This is a genomic window from Patiriisocius marinus, from assembly GCF_008974325.1.
GTDB classification, from domain to species: Bacteria; Bacteroidota; Bacteroidia; order Flavobacteriales; family Flavobacteriaceae; genus Patiriisocius; species Patiriisocius marinus.
Window position 1 is genome coordinate 717403 of sequence record NZ_BKCG01000001.1, and the last position, 21028, is coordinate 738430.

The 21028-nt window shown below is 33.7% G+C and carries 20 protein-coding genes; 5 read left to right on the forward strand and 15 right to left on the reverse strand.

The features are described 5' to 3' along the window. Positions 1-109 precede the first annotated feature (109 nt). Entirely contained in the window at positions 110-1114 is a 1005-nt protein-coding gene (locus GBH57_RS03130) for an NAD(P)H-dependent glycerol-3-phosphate dehydrogenase (RefSeq protein ID WP_151672590.1), read from the forward strand. Positions 1115-1128: 14 nt separating this feature from the next. Here the strand turns inward: GBH57_RS03130 and GBH57_RS03135 are convergent, their stop codons facing one another. The 4 genes from GBH57_RS03135 to GBH57_RS03150 form a co-directional block, all read right to left on the reverse strand. Further along, positions 1129-2796 (reverse strand): helix-turn-helix domain-containing protein, encoded by a 1668-nt coding sequence (locus tag GBH57_RS03135; RefSeq protein WP_151672591.1) that lies wholly within the window; start codon positions 2794-2796, stop codon positions 1129-1131. 174 nt (positions 2797-2970) lie between these two features. Then, positions 2971-3366 carry a hypothetical protein gene (locus GBH57_RS03140; RefSeq protein ID WP_151672592.1) on the reverse strand — a complete coding sequence of 132 codons (396 nt, stop codon included), beginning with the start codon at positions 3364-3366 and terminating at the stop codon, positions 2971-2973. 56 nt (positions 3367-3422) lie between these two features. Next, the gene (gene pheS, locus GBH57_RS03145) at positions 3423-4442 is read right to left on the reverse strand and encodes a phenylalanine--tRNA ligase subunit alpha (protein WP_151672593.1); all 1020 of its coding nucleotides are present in this window, start codon (positions 4440-4442) and stop codon (positions 3423-3425) included. Positions 4443-4577: 135 nt separating this feature from the next. Beyond that, on the reverse strand, positions 4578-4934 hold the full coding sequence (locus GBH57_RS03150; RefSeq protein WP_151672594.1) for a hypothetical protein: 357 nt from the start codon (positions 4932-4934) through the stop codon (positions 4578-4580). 235 nt (positions 4935-5169) lie between these two features. On the opposite strand from GBH57_RS03150, the gene GBH57_RS03155 reads away from it, so the two are divergent. After that, positions 5170-5745: a CvpA family protein gene (locus GBH57_RS03155; RefSeq protein ID WP_151672595.1), complete on the forward strand. Its 576-nt coding sequence runs from the start codon at positions 5170-5172 to the stop codon at positions 5743-5745. Positions 5746-5813: 68 nt separating this feature from the next. Here GBH57_RS03155 and GBH57_RS03160 read toward each other — a convergent pair whose 3' ends face one another. From GBH57_RS03160 to GBH57_RS03205, 10 genes are all read right to left on the reverse strand, one after another. Further along, complete coding sequence (locus tag GBH57_RS03160; protein WP_151672596.1) at positions 5814-7676, reverse strand: SulP family inorganic anion transporter; 1863 nt, start codon at positions 7674-7676, stop codon at positions 5814-5816. A gap of 92 nt (positions 7677-7768) precedes the next feature. Beyond that, positions 7769-8065: a hypothetical protein gene (locus GBH57_RS03165; RefSeq protein ID WP_151672597.1), complete on the reverse strand. Its 297-nt coding sequence runs from the start codon at positions 8063-8065 to the stop codon at positions 7769-7771. 72 nt (positions 8066-8137) lie between these two features. Next, on the reverse strand, positions 8138-8884 hold the full coding sequence (locus tag GBH57_RS03170) for a tetratricopeptide repeat protein (protein ID WP_151672598.1): 747 nt from the start codon (positions 8882-8884) through the stop codon (positions 8138-8140). A 7-nt stretch (positions 8885-8891) separates the two neighbouring features. Then, complete coding sequence (locus GBH57_RS03175; RefSeq protein ID WP_151672599.1) at positions 8892-10673, reverse strand: BatD family protein; 1782 nt, start codon at positions 10671-10673, stop codon at positions 8892-8894. A gap of 1 nt (position 10674) precedes the next feature. Then, positions 10675-11604, reverse strand: coding sequence for a tetratricopeptide repeat protein (locus GBH57_RS03180; protein ID WP_151672600.1), 930 nt, complete (start codon positions 11602-11604; stop codon positions 10675-10677). Further along, positions 11597-12643: a VWA domain-containing protein gene (locus GBH57_RS03185; protein WP_151672601.1), complete on the reverse strand. Its 1047-nt coding sequence runs from the start codon at positions 12641-12643 to the stop codon at positions 11597-11599. The genes GBH57_RS03180 and GBH57_RS03185 overlap by 8 nt, the downstream gene beginning before the upstream one ends. A gap of 63 nt (positions 12644-12706) precedes the next feature. Beyond that, positions 12707-13711: a vWA domain-containing protein gene (locus GBH57_RS03190; RefSeq protein WP_151672602.1), complete on the reverse strand. Its 1005-nt coding sequence runs from the start codon at positions 13709-13711 to the stop codon at positions 12707-12709. Beyond that, positions 13701-15416, reverse strand: coding sequence for a BatD family protein (locus GBH57_RS03195; RefSeq protein WP_161596058.1), 1716 nt, complete (start codon positions 15414-15416; stop codon positions 13701-13703). Before GBH57_RS03195 ends, GBH57_RS03190 begins: the two co-directional genes overlap by 11 nt. A gap of 8 nt (positions 15417-15424) precedes the next feature. Then, positions 15425-16291: a DUF58 domain-containing protein gene (locus GBH57_RS03200; protein ID WP_151672604.1), complete on the reverse strand. Its 867-nt coding sequence runs from the start codon at positions 16289-16291 to the stop codon at positions 15425-15427. 89 nt (positions 16292-16380) lie between these two features. Then, positions 16381-17385, reverse strand: a complete 1005-nt coding sequence (locus GBH57_RS03205) for an AAA family ATPase (RefSeq protein WP_151672605.1) — start codon at positions 17383-17385, stop codon at positions 16381-16383. A gap of 576 nt (positions 17386-17961) precedes the next feature. Between GBH57_RS03205 and GBH57_RS03210 the strand changes: the two genes are divergently transcribed. The 3 genes from GBH57_RS03210 to GBH57_RS03220 are packed head-to-tail and all read left to right on the forward strand — an operon-like array spanning position 17962 to position 20611. After that, positions 17962-18714: an SDR family NAD(P)-dependent oxidoreductase gene (locus GBH57_RS03210; RefSeq protein WP_151672606.1), complete on the forward strand. Its 753-nt coding sequence runs from the start codon at positions 17962-17964 to the stop codon at positions 18712-18714. A 3-nt stretch (positions 18715-18717) separates the two neighbouring features. Continuing rightward, on the forward strand, positions 18718-19854 hold the full coding sequence (locus GBH57_RS03215) for an ATP-binding protein (RefSeq protein WP_151672607.1): 1137 nt from the start codon (positions 18718-18720) through the stop codon (positions 19852-19854). Between the two features lie 28 nt (positions 19855-19882). After that, complete coding sequence (locus GBH57_RS03220; protein WP_151672608.1) at positions 19883-20611, forward strand: metallophosphoesterase; 729 nt, start codon at positions 19883-19885, stop codon at positions 20609-20611. Here the strand turns inward: GBH57_RS03220 and GBH57_RS03225 are convergent. Further along, complete coding sequence (locus tag GBH57_RS03225; RefSeq protein ID WP_151672609.1) at positions 20608-20976, reverse strand: hypothetical protein; 369 nt, start codon at positions 20974-20976, stop codon at positions 20608-20610. The two genes, GBH57_RS03220 and GBH57_RS03225, sit on opposite strands and share 4 nt — an antisense overlap. Between the last annotated feature and the right edge of the window lie 52 nt (positions 20977-21028).

A 21028-nucleotide genomic window follows, 5' to 3' on the forward strand; every position in this document is an offset into this window, starting at 1 on the left:
AATTTTAAAGGCACATTTCGGAACTAAAATCTATTTAAATCGTCCTATTTTAAGACTACCAAAATCTTTGTTTTTTAAGTACATTTGACATACGATAATTTAATATAATATGAGTGATAAACCTAAGTTTGCAGTTTTTGGTGGAGGAAGTTGGGCAACAGCTATCGTAAAGATGTTATGCGAAAATCAAACTGAAGTAGGATGGTACATGCGCAATACTAGCGCTATTGATCATATAAAAAAAGAACAACACAATCCCAATTATTTAAGTGCTGTAGAGTTTAAACCTGAACAATTAAAACTTAGTAATGACATCAATGAAATGGTGGAATATGCTGATTATCTAATTTTTGTTATCCCTTCAGCTTTTATATTTAGTGCATTAAAAAACTTAACTGCCTCATTAGAAAACAAGATTATATTTTCAGCAATTAAAGGTATTGTTCCAGAAACTAGCTTAATTGTTGGTGATCACTTTAATACGCATTTAAATGTTCCTTTTGCAGATATTGGTGTAATCTCAGGCCCTTGTCACGCTGAAGAAGTTGCTTTAGAGCGCTTGTCCTACCTTACTATTGCTTGTGCAGACGAGGCAAAGGCACAAGTAGTTTGCGACAACTTAAGCTGCGATTATATTAAATGCAATATAAGTGATGATGTAATTGGAACTGAATATGCAGCAATGTTGAAAAATATTTATGCAATTGCTGCAGGTATTGCACACGGCTTAGGCTATGGTGATAATTTTCAAAGTGTATTGATGAGCAATGCAATACGAGAAATGAAACGGTATGTAAAGAAAGTCCACAAAATGAAACGCGATATAAATGACTCAGCTTATTTGGGTGATTTATTGGTGACAGGGTATTCCGTTTTTAGCCGAAATAGGCTCTTCGGAAATATGATAGGGAAAGGATACACCGTTAAGAGCGCGCAAATGGAAATGAACATGGTTGCAGAAGGATATTACGCCACTAAAAGTGCTTATGAACTCAACCAAGCTAAAGGCAAGAAAAAAGCTAAAACACCTATTGTAAACGCTATATATGCAATACTTTACGAAGGAAAAGACCCAAAAAAGATTATTGCTAAACTTACTGACAAATTAGACTAAATCTATAGGCCAAATTAGTCTTTTGTTTTCTCAAGTTTCTTTAAATAGTAACTAGGATAAATTTTATAGATTTTGTAGAATGCCTTAGAAAATGACTCACCACTTTTAAAACCGCTTTCTTCTGCAATAGCTTTAATGGTATACTTTCTAAATCGAGGATTGTTGTTGATTTCATTCATTGCAAAATCGACACGTAAATCGTTTAAATACTGTGAAAAATTCTTATCCTTTTCAAGGTTAATCACTTTAGACAAATACGTAGAATTTGTACCAAACGATTTTGCAGCTTTATTTAATGTAATACTTTTATCTCTATATTTTTTCTCACTCTCAAACACTTCTAATTGAGATAAAATGGACTCAATTATTGCTGCTGATATATCACTTTTTTTAGCAGTAACCTCAGCCTTTTTAGGATCTGCCTTTTGATTTTTAACTAATTGTTCAAAACGCTTTCTATATACTAGTTGACGTGAATAAATTAATGCCAATATAAACACAATTAAACATAACGACGCAATAGCCCACCACATTCGGGTTTTATCTATTTCATTTTTCTCCTTAAGAGTATCTAATTCAACCTCTTTATCTTCCACTAACTTTGGGATAATAAAGCCTTCATTAGTTTCTGATTTTATTTTTTGCTTTTTAGAATTAATTAAATCATTAACTTCAATCAACTTGTTTAAATAACCTATCTGCTTTTTTGTATTGGTATCCTCACGATAATGATCAATTAAAATTTCATATACCTCAGAGAGCTCTGGCTGCACTAATTTAGTTTGAGTATACTCTTCATCTAGTTTTTTCAAAAATCTAATACCACGAGCTTTATCACCAATACGAATATAGTATTTACCAAGATTGAGATTGTAATAATACATATACCCAGGGCTAAAATAATCGCGATAATTATCTCCTTTAATCAAACTATCTTTTGCAGAACGTACTCTATTTTTTAAAAGTAATGGTGCTGTAGTTTGAGAAACAAATTCATAATATGAAACACTATCATTTACTTTTAAAGCCGCATCAATCCCTATCTTATAATAATGTAACGCTTTATCTGGTTCCTTTAAACGAACATAACCAAGCCCTATATTTTTAAGCGCTACGAGATAATACTTAACATCTAGCGATGGTGAGTTTTTCAACAGATCTAACGTTAAAAAATCAGTCTCAATACTTTTCTCATAATTCCCCCATAGTTTGTTGACTGCAGATATACTGTTAAGAGCTGCTATTTGCTGTTCTACATTCTCTTTTTGCTTTGCAGAATTATATCCAAGAATTGCATTGCGCAAACTCGACACATACTGCTCATTAAAAAACTCTATGTAGGATTTATACAAATACCCTTTTGCTGGTAAATCTGGATGACTACTATTAATAGCGTAATGTATTGTACTATCTAGCATTATAAGAGCCACTTCTTTTTTAGAAACCCTAGCTAATTGCTCATAGCCCATTCCTATTTGCGTAAAATCTTGTTCTCGTCTAGCTTTAGAAATTTTAGCTCGTGCTATTTGAGTAGCTGTTGCTGTATCACGTATTTTTTGATCAAATAGTAGGGATAAATAGTCGTAAGATTTCGACTCTAAATAGGCACCACTATATTCTTGCGCGTGTAGTATTGACGAACAAAAAACTATAACAAAAATAAAAAGTAACTTAAATTTCAATGGCCTTATGGTTTGTTAGAAATCCTACAAACTAAAAGTACCATTTAAATTTTGCCTTGAAAAATAGCATATGAAGCACAAGACAACCCTAAAAATGCAACTAATTGATAGTTAGGTTATTAAGTAAAATATTTGCGGGTCTTAATTTATAAATAACGATGGAAACAAAACTAACTATCTAGCTAAAACCCCTTTGTTTGGCATTGTAGGTAAGTCTACAACGTTATCTTCAACAATTGAATGGCGAGGTAATTCAAAACGCTTATCGTACATTTTATTACCTCTAAAGAAAGTAACAGTGAAAAAATTATCTAGCTTAAAAACACTTTCGTCGATATATTCAATTTTAGCAAATCCCTTAGCAGGAATTATAGTTATTGTTTTTCGCATTGGCGACGTCATTTGTTTTTCGTCATAACCTTGTGCAACAATTAATACCGTTTCAATAATGGTTTTTCCATCATTAATAATGTACACATTCCAGTCGTGGGTATTGTAATCTTCGTTAAACTCATATACCGCTGCAATGTAAACGTCTTTTACTTCTGGAATGTCTATATCTTTTCTCATTTTTAAGCTGAAATATTAATAAACGAAACTTGTCTGAAAATTAAAAGCTGAAAGAATTAAAATGAAGATTTGAATTGCTCTAAAAAGCGAATATCATTTTCACTTAACATTCTAATATCTGGTACTTGGTGTAAAAGCATTGCTATTCTGTCAATCCCCATTCCAAAGGCGAAACCACTATAAATTTCAGGATCAATTCCACAGTTTTTTAGAACATTAGGGTCAACCATACCACAGCCCATTATTTCTAACCAACCTGTACCTTTAGTAATTTTGTGATCAATTTCAGTTTCTAGACCCCAGTAAACATCTACCTCAGCACTTGGTTCAGTAAATGGAAAGTATGATGGGCGTAGTCTAATTTTAGATTTCCCGAACATTTCAGTAGTAAAATACTGCAACGTTTGTTTTAAGTCTGCAAAACTTACGTCCTTATCAACGTAAAGTCCTTCAACCTGGTGAAAGAAACAGTGTGCACGAGCAGAGATTGCTTCATTTCTGAAAACACGTCCTGGCGAGATTGTACGTATAGGTGGTTGATTATCTTCCATATAACGTACCTGCACAGAACTTGTATGTGTGCGTAAAAGTACATCTGGATCTGTTTGAATAAAAAAGGTGTCTTGCATATCACGTGCTGGGTGATATTCTGGTAAGTTTAAGGCCGTAAAATTATGCCAATCGTCTTCGATTTCTGGACCTTCACTTACGTTAAAACCAATTCTAGAGAATATTTGAGTAATCTTATTTTTTACTAGCGATATTGGGTGACGAGAACCAATTTCAATAGGTGCTCCAGGCCTACTCAAATCACCATAAACTCCTGCAGTTTCAGCACTAGACTCCATTGCTTCTTTCAAAGCATTTACTTTGTCTTGTGCTGTATTTTTAAGTGTATTTACAACCTGTCCAAATTCCTTTTTATCTTCGTTAGGCACTTCTTTAAAGGCAGCGAAAAACTCTTTCAACAATCCTTTTTGCCCCAAATATTTAATTCGGAAATTTTCTATTTCTGTTGTATCTGTGCTTGTAAATGAAGCTACTTCTGCAATATGTTCTTTTATCTTATCGATCATAATATATCCTCTAAAGGGAACTTAATTCAATCTGCAAAATTAATCAAACTGTAGGAAAATGTGGTTTGAATAATTAGTTAATGCGGTTTACTTCTGTAATAATGGTCAATTTAGTTTGAAGGTTTTAGCGTTAGCTTATGAGATTACTTCTTTTTCAAGAAAATATTGAACAATTGCATCTTTCATTAACACACTTTGCTCACCTGCTTTTAAAGGTGGAAGTTGTTCTAATATTTTATAGTGTGGCCAACCTTCTTCATCAAAAAACTCGAATTCGTAATAGCCAAAAGGCTCTAACAATCTACATATAGCAATGTGCATTAGGTTTAATTTTTCGTCTTTTTTAAACTTTCGGTTTAGTTGCCCTAATTCCTGTAGCCCTATTAAATAAATTATTGCATCCAAATCTAGAGTGTCGCCATCAGCAAATTTATTGCTTAGCATCTTTACTAATTCTTCCCAACGCTGTTTTAATTGTTCGTCTCTTGCCATTTTGTTGTTTTGAGAAACCGAAAACATTCGGCATCTCTTATATTTTGAATTTGATTGTAAGAAAATCTCACATCAAATAGTGTGTTATTATTTCATTACAAAGATATTGAAATCAAACACGTAATAATAAGAATACCTTGACATAGAGATTGAATGATTCATTATTTATTAAATTGCGCTTTATAATGAAAAGAGCCCCCAACGTTCTTTTTTTAATTTCTGAAATTTTCAAAAAATGAATCTAATTGATATTGTATTAGGAATAATTCTAATTTTCGCTTTTTATAAAGGACTAACTAAAGGACTTTTTGCAACACTCGCCTCTTTAATTGGGCTCATCGCAGGAGTTTTTGGCGCTATTCATTTTTCACATTTTGCTGCAAACTATTTGGTTGCAAAAACCGACTGGGCAGAGGCGACAATCAATCTAGCTGCATTTGCAATTACATTTCTAATAATTTTATTAGTTGTCTCACTTGTGGGGAAAGCACTTACTAAAATAGCCGATTTTGCTGCATTAGGCTTAATTAACAAACTTTTAGGCGGCGTATTTAGCGCCTTGAAAATGGCCTTCATTATTAGCGTAATTTTTATGTTTGTGAATGCTTCTAAAAATTTTAGTGGCTTGATAATTTCCGAAGAGAAAAAGGAAAATTCTATTCTATATGAGCCTGTTGCTATGCTTGCTCCTTTATTGTTGCCAAATATTCTCGAACAAGTTGATACTTTTAGAAGTAGTGATAAAGATGAGGGCACTGTAGAAGATGAGGAAGAAACTCCTGTTGAAAATGATACTATTATAGAGGAATAAAATTAAAATATACAATAATAAAAAGACCCGCAAATTGCAGGTCTTTTTATTTACTTAAAGAATAAAGTTTAAATTACGTCTTCTACATTTTTATCAATATAAAGCATTGACTCTTTAAAGGTTTTAAATATTTTATGTGCTGGTATTAAATCTGGAATAATATCAATACTCTCCATCATTACTTTAGGTTGTTCCATCAATCCTACAAGCAATACTTTAACGCCATTTTGTTTTAAACGCAAGACTAAATCTTCCATTACATAAAGCCCAGATTGATCCATATAAGGCACTTTACCCATTCTAATAATCAAATGTGTTGCAGTATCTGGAATTTGCATTGACAAGGCTTGGAAGTCGCTTGTATTTCCAAAAAACAATGGCCCAGCCATACGTTTAATAAACACTTCTTCTTTTAGCTTTTTAGGAAATAAATTTTCATCGTTCCAAGGTAATTCTAACTCGTCCGCTTTTACTAGAGGGACTACTTTAGATCTACTTGCTGTAGAATCACCTATTTTCTTCATAAAGATTAATGAAGCTAAAACTAATCCAATACCTACGGCATAAACTAAATTCCAAAATACAGAAAGCAATAATACAACCACCATAATTATCACCTCACTACGAGGCATTTTAGGGATAGCTTTTAAGCCCTTATAATCCATCACCCCAATACCAACGGTAATTAATATACCTGCTAAAACTGCTGCTGGAATTTGTGATGCAACTGGAGCTAATAATAACGTGATTATTAAAAGTACTATTGAAGCTACCATTCCTGATAACTTAGTAGTACCACCACTATTGATATTTACAACGGTTCTAATAGTTGCACCAGCTCCAGGTAAACCTCCAAATAAAGAAGCAACAGTATTACCAATACCTTGACCAACTAATTCTTGATTAGGGTTGTGCTTAGTTTTAGTCATATTGTCTGCAACAACTGAAGTCAATAATGAATCGATAGCTCCTAAAAAAGCCAAAGTTAATGCTGTAAATATATAAGGAGATATCACACTAAGGTCAAAATTGCTAAATATTCCAACGTTGAATTCTGGGAAACCGAAAGGTATTTCTTGTATAGGTTTATATGAAATATATCCTTGCATTTGAAGTAAATAAGCAGTAACCGAAACTAAGAGCAACGCGACTAAAGTACTTGGGATTTTAGTAGTGATTTTCTTAAATCCAAATATGATAATTATGGTTGAAAGTGCTAATACAAGCTCTAACCAATTAATATTATTTAATGCTCTTGGTAACGACTTAATAGCTCCCAAAACTCCTGAACCAGCAGTTTTAGCTAAAATTGTTGCTTCTGCATCAATCTCGTCTGTAGTAATTTGTTCAGCTCGTGCAACGGTTTCTTTGAAATCTTCAAGAACCAATATCCCTTCACCGGCTTCATCTTTTAATATTTTATCCAATAAAACTTCCTCCGCTTGAGGTTTAAATTCTGATATAAATTCCTTATCATCAGCAGTATAATACCCAAGCATTGGTAGAATTTGAGTTACCAAAATAATAACACCAATTGCAGTCATAAAACCTGAAACAACAGGATACGGTATATACTTAATATATTTACCGAGACCAAGAAGTCCTAAACATATTTGGAACAAGCCTGCTAATAGAAATACTAATAGTATAAATGGTAATGCTTGCTCAACATTCCCATCATTAGCTGCTACAATTCCTGCAATTACCACCATAGAAACGGCAGTCATAGGAGCAGTTGGCCCAGAAATTTGTGTGCTCGTACCACCAAAAAGTGATGCGAAAAAACCTATCATTATTGCTCCGTAAAGACCCGCACTTGGCCCTAATCCAGATTGAACACCAAATGCAAGTGCAAGGGGTAAAGCAACAATTCCCGCTGTTATTCCACCAAAAAGGTTACCACGTAAATTTGTAAAAATATTTTTAAACATAGACTTATATTAAATTTTGAAAACACGTTATATTGAAGCGAATTGCTTCAAATTACTATATAACAGTACACATTAAAATGGGGAAAATAGAACTAAATAAGCTCTGGAGGAGGATAGAACGTTTCAGAATAAATAGAATTCCAAAACAAATGCTTTTCAGAAAAATTCCAAGATTCCTCTATAAGTGCTAACTTAAAATTACTCGTGTATTCGGAATTATTAGTTGGTGTGTTTTTATCTGAAATATAAACTTCACAATCTTCCGATTGATCCTCTTCGTTAATTAGTATAGCGAAAAAATCGCTGTTTTCAACTAAAAGGCTCGCGCCAACTGGACCAATAATGGACAGTAGAAAAAGGGATAAAAAGAAAATGCTTTTAAACTGCAATGGCTTTAGTTGTTAGTTAATTGTAAAAATACTTTTTATCAACACAAAGTGTGTTAACGAAGTATTAATATACTACAACTTTTTTAAATCTGTTGCAGGAATCCAACCATCTTTTCCATCAGCGATTACAATTTTCAACCAATCACCGTCTAATGCCTCAACTTGAACTTTAGTTCCTTCGTGTAGGATAAAGGCTGTAGCACTATTCATTTTAGGAGCTGATTTAATTTCTACACTTTCAGTAAAAATAATAGCTGGTACGTCTTTTTCAACATCTGCACTTGTTAAGTAAGCAAGTGTTAATGCACCACAAAATAAGAAAACAGACATCATCGAAGCTATAAAGAAACTTCTCTTTCTTCGTTCAATAGTTCCAAAATAATAAAGCAGAAATGATATAACAAAAAGAAATATAAATAAAATTGCAAGCTTAGCCCACCCGTCAAAAGTAAATAGATTTGCTATTGATGCGTACCACTTAGAAAAAATTGTCTTTGGAAGAGGCTCAATAGCATCAATTCGTGCATTTTCAGCAAATGCAAGGTTTGTTAATACATCTTTATCATCAGGGTCTAATTGTAGTGCTTTTTCGTAATAATAGATACTTGGACCAATTTTATTTAACTTATAATAAGCATTACCTAAATTAAAATAAACTGCTTCGCTGTGCTCACCAGCATCTAATATTTTTTTCCAGCTTACAATTGCATCTGCATATTGTTCTGTTTTGTATTGTTCTTTCCCTTTCTCAAATAAGGCGTCATTCTGCCCAAAAATTGACATCGAAAAAAACAAAATTAAATAGCATATCTGTCTCATCTGCTCCTTATTTAAGTTGTTTGTCAATAGTTGATATAGTCGAAACCGCTTTATCATAATCTTGTTGTATTGTCACATTAGAGCTAGGAGTATATCGTGCAAATTCACAACTCTTTAAAAGAGAAACAAAATTAGACACCGCAGTATTTTCAACTCCTTTATTTACAAGTAATAGTTCTATGTGCTCTTTACTCATTTCGCTTGTTTCGATTTGTAAGGAAGCTTTCAAATAATTATGTAATGATCGTTCTAAAGATTCGTAAAACAAGGTTTGGTTACCCATTTGCTTCTTAGCAGCAGCAAGATATTTACGAGCCATTTTATTCGCTTTACGCAATTTGGTTCCTTGAACATCTGCTTTACGTGAATCGCGCTTTTTACCAACAAGAATCAATAATGGAATTAATAAAAGTGGTCCTCCCACTAATGCCCAAAAAGTTGTTGATTTAAAAAATGATGTTGTTTCTATTGCACTTAAATCTCCATCTAATTTCAAATATTTAAAGTCATCCTGTGATAACACTATAGCTTTACCAATATTTCCGTTTTCATCCACTGTTGAATCTGCAGCTTCAGTTATAGGTCCGTTTTCCACATTTATAACTAACTCCTGAGAAGTGATACTTTCGTATGTTTCGGTTTTAGGATTAAAGTAAGAAAACTCAATAGGTCTAATTGGGTATTGTCCTTTGTACTGTGGTACTATAGCATATGTTTCAGAAATAGAACCACTAATTCCTGAAGCTCTTGTTCTAATATTTTCAGTTCGCTCTGGTTCGTACATTTCTAAGGTACTAGGCGTTGTTACAGTAGGCAAAGTTAAAGTCATTAAATTACCATTACCTGTAACTGTAGTTGTTAAATCTAACGATTCATTAGCATCTAATGTGGTTTTTGAAGCTGTTACATTAAATTGAAACTCCCCAACAGCACCACCAAAATTATCTGGCTTCCCTTCAAAAGGCAATGGCTTTACATTTATAGTACGACTACCTGCTGATATAGTTTTATTTATTCGTGTTGATAATCTACCACCAAAAATAGTACGCTTAGTGCTAGGTACATCAATAGGAATATCTAAGGTTAATGGTTCAATATCTAGTTCACCTGTTTTTTGAGGATATAGTACTGTAGTTCTCAAAATTACATAGCGGTAATCCTCTCCTTTGTATTTTCCTTCTAGCGTTTTAAATTGATCTGTAGCATCTATATTTTTACTCCAAAAATCAGCATAACGTGGTGTCGCTAACTCTCTCCATCTACTCGTGATACTTACATCTTTAGAAACATAAAGCTTATAAGTAACTGTTATTCGTTCATTTAAATAGGGGTTTGAATTTGAAACCTCAGCAACTAAATGCACATTGTCCTCTGCCACAAACTCCGCATTATTTCCTTCTGTGGGAGTTTTCACCGCATTTACAACCTCTACTGAAGTAGGTATTGTTTTGTACGTCTGTCCATCAACAATAATTTCGGCTTGTCCTATTTTTAATGTTCCTTTTCGAAGTGGTGCAATAAAATAAGAGTACGTTTTAGAATAGCTCCTTTTACCATTTATATACGAATTGCTAATAGCCTGATTAGGACCACCTACAACCCTAAAGTCTTCAAAAGCTGGAGGATTAAAATTATCGCCGTCTGCGTTCATTTCAAAATCAACACGCAAACGCTCATTAATTCCAAGTTTCGTTTTACTAACTTTAGCAGTGAATGTTACTTGGGCCTGCGCTGTTAATGCTCCCAATACAAAAACCACTAAAAATACTATGTGTTTTATTTGTAACATGTTACCAATCTTTTTCACTCTTTACCTTAGCTCCTTTTTGTTTTTGAGCATTGATTTTATCTTGTACTTTCTTCTCTTCGTTGTTCATAGATTCAAGCAAGTTTTTCACTTCTTGAGGTGACAGTTTTCCAGGAACAGGCTGTTGCTGCTGTGGCTCATCTCCCTGTTTTTCTTGATTATCATCCTTAGGTTCCTCCGGCTTTCCTTTATCTTCATTGTCACCTTCTTTATCCTTATCCTTTTCGTCTCCCTTGTCTTGCTCATCTTTATCTTTTCCGTCCTCGCCGTCCTTTTTATCTTCTTTATCCTTTTGGTCTTGTTGCTCTTTTTTATCCTGATCATCATTATTTTCATCTTCATTTTCATCATCGCCTCCTCCGCCTTCTGGTGGATTTTTCTCTAACAAATCTTTCGCTACCGCAAGGTTGTATCTAGTTTCATCATCTGTTGGGTTATTACGCAATGCATTTTTATACGCATCAACGGCTCCTGCGTAATCCTTTTTATCCATCAACGCGTTTCCTAAATTATGGAATGCTCTATGCCTTTCTGGTTTCTCTGTTGCTGTTAATGCTGCTTTTTTAAACCTATCGAGGGATTCAGCTTTTAGGTTGTTTTTGTAGTACGCAGTTCCTAAATTATAGTTTCCTGTTGATTCTTTTTCATTGATAGAAATCGCTTTACGGTAGTCCGCTTCTCCTTCAACAAATTTATCATTAGTAATAGCTTCGGAAGCTTCACTTAAATACGTTTGCACTTCTAAAAGTTCTTTCTTTGCCTCTTCAGATACTTTAACTTCTTTAGTTGTTTGCGCGTTTGTATGCTTCGGAAATAGCACACATAGAACAATTACCAAACAAAATAATATTTGTGAAGCTGTCAAATTTCCGAAGAAATACGCCGAAATATATTGCTGTTGCGACTTATTCATGTGCTTGTTTTTGATTAAATAAATTCAACTTTGTAAGCCAAGCGGTTTTACGCTCAAGTAAAAAGATATCTATTAACAGCAAAAATAATGCCCCAGCTAAAAACCACTGAAACTGATCTTTAAAGTCTGAAAACTGTTTCGCATCAAATTCTTTTTTATCCATTCCGCCAAGGATTCTTTTCACTGCCTCAACAACTTCTTTAGTGTTTGAACCATTGATATACTCGCCATCTGCAGCTTCGGCAATATCCTTTAAAGACGCTTCGTTTAATCGTGTAATTACAGTCTGTCCGTTTTGATCTTTTTTAAACGAAAGTGTTCTACCGTTTCTTTTAATTGGGATATTACTACCTTTTTCAGTCCCAACGCCAATAGTATAAATTTTAATGCCTTTTTCAAGCGCTTGCGCTGCTATGCTTTGATAATCTCCTTCGTGATCTTCACCGTCGCTTATTATAAAAAGCACGCGGTTTTTTTGGTCGATATCGTTATAATAGGTTTCGGCCATTTGTATTGCTTCGTTCATCGCTGTACCTTGAGATGAAACCATATCAGTATTCATTCCGCTTAAAAATAAACGAGCTGATGAAAAATCGGTTGTAATTGGTACTTGTGGAAATGCGCTACCTGCATACCCAATAATCCCTATTCGATCTCCGGCTAAGCCATTGATAATTTGAGAAACTAATTGTTTAGACTTTTCTAATCTATTAGGCGCGATATCCTCTGCAAGCATACTTTTAGAAACATCAAGTGCAAAAACAACATCTACTCCTTCACGCTTTACCGTTTCTAATTTAGTGCCTACTTTAGGGTTTACGAGCGCAAAACTCATACAAGTAAGCGCTAATGCAATGACAATAAATTTCAATACATTTTTAAATGTAGACTGATTTGGCGCCAAAACTTGTAGCATTTTAGCCTCTGCAAATTTACGTTGTGTACGCTTTTTCCAAAGCATCAACATTACAAATAACAGAAACAACACCGGTATGGCGAGCAGTACATAAAAGTAAATGGGTTGTTCAAATTGGTACATTATTCAGTATTCTAAAAGTGTGAAAAGAGGGTTTAAAAAACCACTTTACTTATCAATTTCTAATTAAACGAAACTTCTAAAAAGCGTGTATCGCAATAAAAGTTCGATTCCTAAAAGTCCTAATGCTAAAAGCACCCACGGACGAAAAAGCTCATTATAGTTAGTATATTTAAATTCTTCAATATCTGTTTTTTCAAGGTCGTTTATTTCTTTATAAATTGCTTCAAGTTTAGTGTTACTTGTTGCTCTAAAGTACTTTCCGTTAGTGGTTTTGGCAATTTCTTTTAATAAAGATTCGTCTATTTCTACTTTTTGCATTCCGTATTGAAATCCACCGTCTGGTCTAATCCCAATAGGGCTCTGCGCCATTCCATTTGTTCCCAACCCAATGGTATATACTTTTATACCAAACTCTACGGCTAACTCACTTGCTATTTTAGGGTCTATAAAACCCGTGTTGTTTACACCATCAGTCAATAGTATAATCACTTTGCTTTTAGCTCTACTTTCTTTTAATCTATTTACAGCTGTAGCAAGACCAGAACCTATTGCAGTACCACCTTCAATAATGGTATTGTACGTGATACTTTTTAAAGACGAAAGGACAATGTTTTTGTCACTCGTTAATGGTGTTTTTGTAAAACTTTCACCAGCATATTCTACAAGTCCTATTCTGTCAGTCACACGATCACGAATAAAACGAGCGGCTACTTCTTTTAAGGCTTCAAGCCTATTAGGTTTTAAATCTCGTGCTAGCATACTTGCTGAAACATCAATAGCCATTACAATATCAATACCTTTATTGCTTACTGTTCTTGTAGTTTCGTCAACAGTTCTAGGTCTTGAAAGCGCCACAATTATTGCTGAAAGGGCTAATAATCGTAATATAAACATCAATGGTCGCAATTTAGCTAGCCAATTGCCTCTTGCTTTAAAACCTTTTGTGCTTGATATTTTAAGCGAAGCTGTTTGCTTGTTTCGCTTGAAAAAATACCATACCGCGAGTAATGGCACTAACAAAAATAGCCAGAACCACTGTGGATGTACAAATTCGAAATTACTGAGCATTTTGTGGTTTTTGTTTGTTTTCGGCTATTTCAACTGCAATCGAGTTTATTATTCGATCTTTAATTTGATTAGCATATTCTTTGTCTTGATTGTACACAAGTGTCACCATCTGTAATGCTGATCCTTGAGCAAATAATATTACTTGATAGCCAACTTTACTTTCTTTAATTTTTCCGTTAGGTAATTTGTAATTGAAATCGCCGTAAGCTTTGAGACCTTTTACTCCTTTTTCTGAAGTAAATTCTTCTTTCTTAACAATCATATTCATTCCTCCTCGTGCCTCAATTGCTCTTAAAGCACCTTCTAAAGAAACCTCAAGATCGTGTTCCTGACCTTGCATCGCTTCTTCATTATAGTTTGTAACTGTTACAGCAACATAAAAATCGTCGCCTATTTCTCCTGACTCAAAATAACTAATGTTATCAATGATCTGCTTTGTTTCATCGGAAATAGGGAGTGCTGTTCTCACTAAAACATCAGGTGTTTCAATGATGATACTTGGTGCCCCATAATCACTTTTAAACCAGCGACCTTCAAGTTTTTGCTTCATTGTTTCGCTTCCTCCAAAGAAACTAACAATACTATCTGTGGTAGCTTGTAAACCATTGAGCGCAATATTTGCAGCTAATACCATAACACCTACAGATAATCCAGTGACAACTCCTATAATAATTTTTTTACGTTTTTGTTTCTTAAGTTGTTCCTCGCGGTACAACTCATCTTGTAGCAACTCTTCTTCGGTTGGTTCTGGAATAGCTTCGTGTGTGTGATTTATTATTTCTTCAACGGCTGTTCTATCTGCTTCAGCTTGTCCTGAAGATTGCTGCATTCTAGCAAATTTTATTAAATCGGCACGTTTCAGAATTGCATCTAATCGTTTAATATCTTCATTTTCAAAATCGAAATGACCAGCCTTTTTATGCATCTGAAGTCGCTCAATTAACTCATCGGTAGTGCTTTCCTGAGCAGCATCATCCACTTCCCTATCTAAGTATCTTTTTACAATTTCAGTAAGTAATGAATAATATTCTTTAGAGTCATTTTTAAGTAAATATTCTGAATTGTCTAACTCCTTTAACGCCACGATAGCTTCTTCATATGGAGGTAAAATAATCTCCATTTGCGCCCTTTTTTTCTTACGCTGAAATGCTAAAAACCCGATAACTGCTAATAGAATTAACATAGGAATTAACCAATACAACAATTTTGTAATATTGAATGGTGGTTTCTCAATCCCAACTGAAGATTTTATATCAAAGAGCTTTTGTTTTGTAGTATCAACAACAACATCTCTAACCTCAACATTAATAGAATCTGACAGATAAAACTTGTTATTGAATATTATTTTTTGTCTCGGAATAGTATAACTCCCAGAATCAAATTGCGTTAACCCGTATTGTTTGCGGTATCTAATTTTGTTTGCGGCATAACTTGTGTCAGTAGCATAACTTTCAATTACCTCAAGTGGAGAAAATGTTTGTTGGTCAGGAAAAACCACTAAATCTAAAGAATCTGCTTCAACTTCAAACTGAATTTTGAGTTCCTCACCTATTTTAATTGACGTAGTATCAATAGATGTTTTTACTTGAGCAAAAAGAACCTGAGATGTAAAAACAAGAACAAAGGCTACGAGTGATTTTTTTAGTAAAACCTTAGCCCCATTAGCATTTCTATGGGTAATTGTATGTTGTATATCGAACATCATAACTCCTTCTATCTTCTTTTAAAATATCCTAATAACTTTTTTACATAGCTTTCATCAACACGACAATCTATGCTTCCTGCTCCAGATTTTCTAAAAGCTTCGTGGTAATATGCAGTGCGCTCTTTATGGTAAATTTCATAGTTGCGACGTACAGCTTTAGATCCCGTATTAACAAGCATGTGCTCTCCGGTTTCTTCATCTTGCATTTGTACCATTCCTAAATTTGGTATTGTTTCTTCTTTTGCATCATAGACTCTAATACCAGTAACATCATGTTTTCCTGAAACAATCTTTAATGTATCACGATAATTGTCATCCATAAAATCTGACATCACAAACACGATTGCTTTTTTCTTAACAACACTAGCCATAAACTTTAATGCTTGGGCTATATCTGTCTTTTTACTTTGAGGTGTAAACTCTAGTAATTCGCGAATTATTCTTAAAATATGTGACTTTCCTTTTTTAGGAGGCACAAACAGTTCAATTTGATCTGTAAATAAAATGATCCCAACTTTATCGTTGTTTTGCAAAGCCGAAAATGCTAACGTTGCAGCTATTTCGGTAATAATCTCATTTTTGAATTGGTTATCAGTACCAAACATTTCCGAACCAGAAATATCTGCCATTAACATTAAAGTAAGTTCACGTTCTTCTTCAAATACTTTTATGTGAGGCTCATTGTATCGTGCCGTAACATTCCAGTCAATGTTTCGAACATCATCACCTATTTGATAAGGGCGAACTTCGCTAAAGGTCATTCCACGCCCTTTAAAGGTACTATGGTATTCTCCACCAAAAACGTGGTCGCTTAAACGGCGCGTTTTGATTTCGATTTTACGTACTTTTTTTAAGAGTTCTTTTGTGGTGCTCATTCCTCATCCTCAGCCTAACTCCATTATAGAAAATAGGCTCTTGTTTTTTTATTAAAATCTATTGATTGTTATTGATTACTTACCATTAATTATGGCACTTCAATTACATTAACAATTTTATTAATAATATCCTCACTAGTAATGTTTTCGGCTTCTGCTTCGTAAGTGATTCCTATTCTATGTCTTAGAATATCGTGTACTACCGCACGAACATCTTCTGGCACTACGTATCCTCTTCGCTTAATAAATGCATAACATTTTGCGGCCATTGCTAAGTTAATTGATCCCCTTGGAGATGCTCCAAAACTTATCAAACCGTTTAATTCTGGAAGTTTATAGTTTTCAGGATTTCTTGTAGCAAAAATTATATCAAGAATATATCGCTCAATCTTTTCGTCCATATATACTTCTCTAACAGCAGACTGTGCACGGAGTATTTGATCTACTGTAACTACTGGGTTAATTTGCGCGAAACTACCCTTTAAATTTTGACGAATAATGTGCTGTTCATCTTCAATTGTAGGATATTTAATAACCACTTTTAACATAAATCTATCCACTTGTGCTTCAGGTAATGGATATGTTCCCTCTTGTTCTATAGGGTTTTGTGTTGCCATTACTAAAAATGGTTTGTCAAGTTGAAATGTAGTATCACCAATAGTAACTTGACGTTCTTGCATTGCCTCTAACAAAGCCGATTGCACCTTAGCTGGAGCACGGTTAATCTCATCTGCTAAAACAAAGTTTGCGAATATGGGACCTTTTTTAATACTAAAGTCATTGTCTTTCATATTATAGATTAGTGTTCCCACAACATCTGCAGGAAGTAAATCTGGCGTAAACTGCACACGACTAAATGATCCGTGTACTGCTTTAGACAATGTATTAATCGCTAAGGTTTTTGCAAGACCCGGAACACCTTCTAATAAAATATGTCCTCTTCCCAATAAACCTATAAGTAATCGCTCGATCATATGTTTTTGACCTACAATTACTTTATTCATTTCCATTGTAAGGATGTCTATAAAAGCACTTTCCTTTTCAATCTTTTCATTTAAAGCGCCTATATCCATTGGCGTTGTTGTTTGTTCCATAGTCAAAATGTTTTCAGCAATTTAGTTGCCATATAAAGAGTCGGCAATATTTACAAATATTGCAAAAATTGCTGTTAATTTAAGGTTAAATAGCGCGTAAAAGACGAGGCTTCCACAAAGACGTTTCAGCATTAATCGAATTTTTTAGTTTAAAGCGTAAAATTAAAAAAGTTGAAATAAAAAAGCAAGAATATAAAAGCAACTACCACGCGCTTTTCATCAAAAAAAAAGATACTTCTAAAAAGTATCTTAGCTGGCGATAAACACTATCATCCCTACAATAATAAGGATAATAGTGCTTCTTAAAATGGATTCTACTAATCCACTTATAAATAACTTCTTTTTCATTGATTAGTAAATTCTGGAATAAAATTAACTGAGCCGTAACCTTAATTGATTTTTCTTAACGATAATTAACGGCAGTATTAGGAGAGATTTAACGAATTTTACAAAATAGTATTTCCTAAATTTATAGCTTATTAAAATACTTTTGGCTTAGCGCCAAAATTTTAAGGATTGACTACATGCCATATATAATAACAATGGTTATAATGTTTAAAATTTCAGAAAGAAACTATGAAAAATACTGCTTTAATAACAGGTGCAACTTCAGGAATAGGACTAGCTACGGCGCAATTACTAGCTGAAAAAAACATCAACCTTGTGCTTTGCGGGCGAAGAACTGAAAAGTTAAAAGAAATTGCTGCTTCCCTTTCAAAAATAACAGAAGTACATACCCTTGCTTTCGATGTTAGAGACAAAGAAACGGTTTTTAAATTACTACAAAATTTACCAAAGGCATTTAGCACTATTGACTATTTAATTAATAATGCAGGCAATGCACACGGTTTAGATGCTATTCAAAATGGAGATGTTGATGACTGGGATGCAATGCTGGATATAAATGTAAAAGGACTTTTATATGTGAGTAAAGCGGTTATTCCAGGAATGATTAAACGTGAATCTGGCCATATTATTAACATTGGTTCAACGGCAGGTAAAGAGGTCTATCCTAATGGAAACGTTTACTGCGCAAGTAAACACGCTGTCGATGCTATAAATCAAGGAATGCGACTAGACCTTAATGGAAAAGGAATTAAAGTAGGGGCAATTAACCCTGGACTTGTAGAAACTGCCTTTAGCGAAGTTCGTTTTAAAGGAGATACGGAACGTGCAGAAAAAGTTTACCAAAACTTCACACCACTTCAACCGGAAGATATAGCAGAAATTATTCACTTTGCAATCACTAGACCGCCACATGTTAATATTGCAGATTTAACTGTTATGTGTCTTGCTCAAGCATCATCCACTATAGTCCACAAAAACTAAACTATGATTAATAAACGACTTCTTATCAAAAACTTGCTCGCGCATAATGACGAAAGCAGTTTTTATGATAAAAAGCGTAAAATCGATTTAGGAAGTAAAGAAGGAAAAGCGAAGTTTTTGAAACACGTTTGCGCACTTAGCAACAGTAATCCCGCAAACAATAGTTTTATTGTTATAGGTGTTGAGGACGAAACAAATGAGATTAATGGAGTTGATTTTTTTGATGACAGTAAAATTCAAAATTTGATAAACGCCTATCTTACAAATGCCCCTATTGTCACTTATGAAAATGTTGCGTTTCCATCACTACCACCAGATAAAGTTGTAGGCTTAGTTACCATTAGACCAAACGGAAAAATCACTTCATTACGGAAAAATATTTGGAAATATTGGGGAGGTTCTATTTTTCTAAGAGATGGAAGTATCTCTATGCCTAAAAATTTTGATATCGAAATAAAAGATGTCAATAGCGAAATAGTTAAAGCTATTGAAAATAAAGCTAAAAATAATATTGAACACACGCTCGATGGTGTTATTGATTTCATAAACAACAGGCACAACGATTTACAGTCTCACTATAAAGTATTTAAAGAGTTATTTGTTGTTTGTTGGGCTGGAATTGCTAAGAAAGTAAAAACTCAAACGTATTACTCCCGTGTAGACATTGAACTAATAAATGAGCAGGTACGTTTATTCTATTCTACTTTAGATGAAGTAACTATAAGTTATACTGACGATCAATTTGTCATTACAGAGTATGTTTTATTGGGCTTAAATAATTCTAATAAATTTTACCCACTAGAAGAAGTACGTATTACATTTCAAGAAAATGGTTTGTACACCATTAATTCGACATTACTGTTTAAAGCACCTCAATATGATAAAAAAATATTGCATCACGTTTATAATTCTAATAATGCATTGATTGATAAACTAGAAAAAGGGATTATGCTTAACGAAAGGCAAATGAAAGATTTGAAAAATTTGCCAGCCACTTATTTGATATGTTATTTAAATGATTTTAATGAAGCACTGTCTAAATTACTCGCTGCAAAAAACTATTTGAAGCCTTTTAAAACAGTCTATATTTCATATAAAGAAAGTGTTAGAATCCTTAGAAAACTTAAATACAACGAATAAATACAACTATCATAGTAAGAAATTTAAAATGAAAAGAACATTAGTTATTGGTGATATTCACGGAGGTTTAAAAGGCTTGGAGCAAGTTATTGAAAGGGCGAATATTTCAGAAGAAGACACTCTTATTTTTGTGGGAGATTATGGTGATGGGTGGAGTGAAAGCGCTGCAGTACTACGCTATTTAATTAATCTCCAAAAAACTATTAAATGTATTTTTATTCGCGGAAACCACGATTACTTAGTACATCGTTATTTAAAATATAACGACCTAAATCCTTTATGGCTTAAGCACGGTGGTACAGCTACATTAAATAGTTATGAAACTGTTTCAACTAAAGAAAAAGAAGAACATCTATTGTTTTTAGAACAACTAGAGGATTATCATATTGATACTGATAACAGGCTTTTTGTACACGCAGGTTTTACTAACCAAGGTGGTCCTGAAAATGAGTTTTTTTCTAATATGGTTTTTTGGGATAGAACCCTTTGGGAAATGGCTTGCTCGCTAGACACCAGCATTTCTGAAAATGACGAGCGGTATCCTAAGCGCTTAAAGATATTTAAAGAAATTTTTATTGGGCATACACCAACTACTCGATTAGGAGAAGTAGTTCCTGTAAACTATGCATCTGTGTGGAATGTAGATACTGGCGCAGCTTTTAAAGGACCCATTACAATTATGGACACTTGCACTAAAGAATACTGGCAAAGTGATCCATTGTATCAATTATATTCAAATGAGAAGGGAAGAAACTAGTTAGGTGTTAGATTAATTTCAACTAAAACAGGGATTACATGGCACTCGTCTTCAGTAACTTCAATAGGTCCAACTGTTTTAGAAATATACTCATCTCCCATTGCAGTAATTGTATAGTCTCCTGCTCTTTCACCTGCACCAAAAAAGGTGTCGAAGCTAAAAGCTAATTGTTCTAAATAGGTTCCATCTTCAATTGTTACTGAAATACCTTTCGAAATAATTCCACCGGTAGTTATGTCTTTTACTTGCACTTGAACACCTGACACAAAAACTTCAGTGCAATTAACTGGATCTTGCTGGTCCTCATTATTACTTGAACAATTAATAAAGAGAAATAAAGCGATAATATATAAGGAAAGTTTCATAGTAAAATAACGTTTTAATCAATACTATATTTCGCTATAAACATGAAAAAAG

Coding starts and splice junctions, on each gene's coding strand:
- GBH57_RS03130 (WP_151672590.1), top strand. CDS start 110: ATGAGTGATAAACCTAAGTTTGCAGTTTTTGGTGGAGGAAGTTGGGCA.
- GBH57_RS03140 (WP_151672592.1), bottom strand. CDS start 3,366: ATGAGAAAAGATATAGACATTCCAGAAGTAAAAGACGTTTACATTGCA.
- pheS (WP_151672593.1), bottom strand. CDS start 4,442: ATGATCGATAAGATAAAAGAACATATTGCAGAAGTAGCTTCATTTACA.
- GBH57_RS03150 (WP_151672594.1), bottom strand. CDS start 4,934: ATGGCAAGAGACGAACAATTAAAACAGCGTTGGGAAGAATTAGTAAAG.
- GBH57_RS03155 (WP_151672595.1), top strand. CDS start 5,170: ATGAATCTAATTGATATTGTATTAGGAATAATTCTAATTTTCGCTTTT.
- GBH57_RS03160 (WP_151672596.1), bottom strand. CDS start 7,676: ATGTTTAAAAATATTTTTACAAATTTACGTGGTAACCTTTTTGGTGGA.
- GBH57_RS03170 (WP_151672598.1), bottom strand. CDS start 8,884: ATGAGACAGATATGCTATTTAATTTTGTTTTTTTCGATGTCAATTTTT.
- GBH57_RS03175 (WP_151672599.1), bottom strand. CDS start 10,673: ATGTTACAAATAAAACACATAGTATTTTTAGTGGTTTTTGTATTGGGA.
- GBH57_RS03180 (WP_151672600.1), bottom strand. CDS start 11,604: ATGAATAAGTCGCAACAGCAATATATTTCGGCGTATTTCTTCGGAAAT.
- GBH57_RS03185 (WP_151672601.1), bottom strand. CDS start 12,643: ATGTACCAATTTGAACAACCCATTTACTTTTATGTACTGCTCGCCATA.
- GBH57_RS03190 (WP_151672602.1), bottom strand. CDS start 13,711: ATGCTCAGTAATTTCGAATTTGTACATCCACAGTGGTTCTGGCTATTT.
- GBH57_RS03195 (WP_161596058.1), bottom strand. CDS start 15,416: ATGATGTTCGATATACAACATACAATTACCCATAGAAATGCTAATGGG.
- GBH57_RS03200 (WP_151672604.1), bottom strand. CDS start 16,291: ATGAGCACCACAAAAGAACTCTTAAAAAAAGTACGTAAAATCGAAATC.
- GBH57_RS03205 (WP_151672605.1), bottom strand. CDS start 17,385: ATGGAACAAACAACAACGCCAATGGATATAGGCGCTTTAAATGAAAAG.
- GBH57_RS03210 (WP_151672606.1), top strand. CDS start 17,962: ATGAAAAATACTGCTTTAATAACAGGTGCAACTTCAGGAATAGGACTA.
- GBH57_RS03215 (WP_151672607.1), top strand. CDS start 18,718: ATGATTAATAAACGACTTCTTATCAAAAACTTGCTCGCGCATAATGAC.
- GBH57_RS03220 (WP_151672608.1), top strand. CDS start 19,883: ATGAAAAGAACATTAGTTATTGGTGATATTCACGGAGGTTTAAAAGGC.
- GBH57_RS03225 (WP_151672609.1), bottom strand. CDS start 20,976: ATGAAACTTTCCTTATATATTATCGCTTTATTTCTCTTTATTAATTGT.